This is a genomic window from Mycobacterium sp. (assembly GCF_035603715.1).
GTDB lineage: Bacteria > Actinomycetota > Actinomycetes > Mycobacteriales > Mycobacteriaceae > Mycobacterium.
In genome coordinates, this window is sequence record NZ_DATNJW010000197.1 from 1 (window position 1) to 3,138 (window position 3,138).

The 3,138-nt window shown below is 66.8% G+C and carries 3 protein-coding genes; all 3 read right to left on the reverse strand.

Going from position 1 to position 3,138, the window contains the following annotated elements:
- The coding region (locus VN856_RS08440; RefSeq protein WP_325687964.1) for a serine hydrolase domain-containing protein at nucleotides 1–899 on the reverse strand (899 nt) is incomplete at its 3' end.
- Between the two features lie 41 nt (nucleotides 900–940).
- Nucleotides 941–2,005, reverse strand: coding sequence for a methylmalonyl Co-A mutase-associated GTPase MeaB (meaB, locus tag VN856_RS08445; RefSeq protein ID WP_414686902.1), 1,065 nt, complete (start codon nucleotides 2,003–2,005; stop codon nucleotides 941–943).
- Nucleotides 1,944–3,138: methylmalonyl-CoA mutase family protein (locus VN856_RS08450; protein ID WP_325687968.1), on the reverse strand; the 1,195-nt coding region annotated here is incomplete at its 5' end. The genes VN856_RS08450 and meaB, both read right to left, overlap by 62 nt.

A 3,138-nucleotide genomic window follows, 5' to 3' on the forward strand; every position in this document is an offset into this window, starting at 1 on the left:
CCGTCGATCCGGCCGCCGTTGGCGATCGCGCCGTACATGCGGGCCAGCCCGCGAGCAGTCGCGACACCATTGGCCGCCGGGATCTCCGCATCCAGCAACGGAATATCGCCTTGCGCAACGGCTTTCACACCCGGGAAGTACATCGAACCGAATCCGGCGGACATGGGTAGCGCGGCGATCATCGGCGCCACCGCGTTGAACACCGGGTTCTGGAAAGCGCTCTGCGGCATGATGATCTGTGCCGCTCGCGTCGGCGCTTCGACTGGCGGGCGGCCCAGGTGCAAGCCGTCGGTGCCCAGCGGCTCCGCCAGCTCCTCGCGGATCAACTGCCGCATGCCTTTACCGGTGACGGCCCGAGCCAGCCCGGACAGCAGCCAGCCGTAGGTCAGCGCGTGATAGGCCGACCTGCCGAACGAGTATCCCGGCGCCGCTGCCGCCAGGCGTCGTTCCATCAGTTCGTGGTCCAGCAGGTCCTGGCTGCTGGACCCGCGCAGCGCCGACAGACCGGCCTGATGGCGCATCAGCTGCCGGACGGTGATATCCGCTTTCCCGTTGGCGCCGAACTCCGGCCAATACTGCGCGACCGGTGCGTCGTACTCGATCAGCCCGCGGTCGACGAGCCGATGGATCACGGTGGAGGCCATGCCCTTTGTCGCCGAAAACACCATGGTGCCGGTATCCGCGGTCCACGGCACCCGTCCGCGCCGATCTTCCCAGCCGGTCCACACGTCGACGACGGGTTCGCCGTCCAGGTAGACAGCCAGTGCCCCGCCGCCGAACCGGCGGTGCGGGAACATGCTTGCAAAGCTGCGCACCGCGCAGGCAAAGTGCGGATCGGCTGCGCCGTGAACTCCGCGCGGCAGCACGGAGCGGCGATTGCCCACTACTTCGAGGGTCATGCCGTCGAATCTACCGTTCGACTCTATGAATGAAGTGCAATTTAGCTATCCGTTATCGAAGCGAGCTCCAGTATTTGCTGAGCAGCCAGTGCTGGGGTCAATTCCCCAGTAAGCACCCGCCGCTCGACATCGGCGCGGGCTTTGCGCACAGCGGGGTTGGACAGCACCCGATCCAGCACGGTGTCGCGAACCATCTGCCAGGTCCAGTCGACCTGCTGGGCGCGCCGGCGTGCCTCGAAGTCCCCCGCCTCGCTCAGCACATCGCGATGCCGCTCGACGGTGTCCCACAACTCTTCCAGCCCAGTGCCTTCCAAAGCGCTCATGGTCAGAACCGGTGGACGCCACAGGGTTTCGCGAGGGTAAATCAGCCGGATCGCCCCGGAAAGTTCACGTGCGGCTTTGCGGGCCTCCGTCAGGTGATCGCCGTCGGCCTTGTTGACCACGACGATGTCGGCGAGTTCCAGCACGCCTTTTTTGATGCCCTGCAGCTGATCGCCGGTGCGCGCAAGCGTCAGAAAGACGAAGGTATCGACCATGTTGGACACTGCGACCTCGGACTGACCGACACCCACGGTCTCCACCAGGATCACGTCGAACCCGGCGGCCTCCAGCAGCACGATGGTCTCCCGGGTGGCCTTGGCCACGCCGCCGAGCGTGCCCGACGTCGGCGACGGGCGGATGTAGGCGTCCGGATGCGCTGCCAGCTGGGGCATTCGGGTCTTGTCACCGAGAATCGATCCCCCGGTTCTGGTCGACGACGGGTCGACAGCGAGGACGGCCACCCGATGGCCGCGGCCGATCAAGTGCATCCCGAGCGCCTCGATGGCGGTCGACTTGCCGACTCCCGGAACCCCGGTGATTCCGACATGCAGGGCATTGCCGGCGGCCGGCATCAACTGCAGCAGCAACTGCTGTGCGCGGTCGCGGTGATCGGCGCGGGTCGACTCGACGAGCGTGATCGCCCGCGGTAGCGCCGAGCGATCGCCGCCGCGCACCGCCGCGGCGAGTTTGTCTATGCTGTCGCCGTTTTCAGTTGCCATCTGGCTAGAGGGTGTACCCGTGTCGTTCGGCCAGCTTGTGCAGCAGGTCGATCGCGGCGTCCGCAATCACCGTGCCGGGCGGGAAGATCGCCGTCGCGCCCGCCGCGTACAGCTCGTCGAAGTCACCCGGTGGGATGACACCCCCTACCACCACCATGATGTCGGAGCGACCCACTTCGGCCAGCGCGTCGCGGAGCGCGGGCACCAACGTGAGGTGACCGGCTGCCAGGGAGGACACCCCGACCACGTGGACGTCGTTGTCCGCGGCCTGGCGGGCGACCTCGTCCGGCGTGGAGAACAGCGCACCGACGTCGACGTCGAATCCGATGTCGGCGAACGCCGTTGCGATCACCTTCTGTCCACGGTCATGGCCGTCCTGCCCCATTTTTGCCACCAGGATCCGTGGCCGCCGACCGTCGGCCTCGGCGAACTTCTCGACGAGTTCGGTGGCGGATGCCATGTTCTCGGCCTTTCCAGCTTCGTCGCGGTAGACCCCGGCGATGGTACGGATCTCGGCTTGGTGGCGCCCGTAGACCTTCTCGAGCGCGTCGGAGATTTCGCCGACCGTGGCCTTGTGGCGGGCCGCGTCGACCGCAAGCGCCAACAGGTTGTTGCCGAGTCCATCCTCGCCGGCCCGACCATGGGCTGCGGCGGCACGAGACAACTCGGCCAGCGCGGCTTCCACTGCCGACTGGTCCCGACTTGCCCGCAGCTCTTCGAGTTTGGCCAGTTGCTCGGCGCGCACCCGGCTGTTTTCGACCTTGAGGACCTCGACCTCTTGATCTTCTTCCACCTGGTACTTGTTGATCCCGATCACCGGCTGGGTGCCGGAGTCGATGCGGGCCTGAGTCCGCGCGGCGGCTTCTTCGATGCGCAGCTTCGGAATACCGTCGTTGATGGCCTGGGCCATGCCGCCCGCCTCGGCGACCTCGGCGATGTGTGCGCGGGCCCGCTGCGCGAGTTGGTAGGTCAACCATTCCACGTAGTACGAGCCGGCCCAGGGGTCGATCGGCCTGGTGGTGCCGGACTCTTGCTGCAGGACAAGCTGAGTGTTGCGCGCGATGCGGGCCGAGAAATCGGTGGGCAGCGCCAGCGCTTCGTCCAGTGCGTTGGTGTGCAGCGACTGGGTGTGGCCCTGGGTGGCGGCCATCGCCTCGATGCAGGTGCGCGCGACGTTGTTGAACGCATCCTGAGCCGTC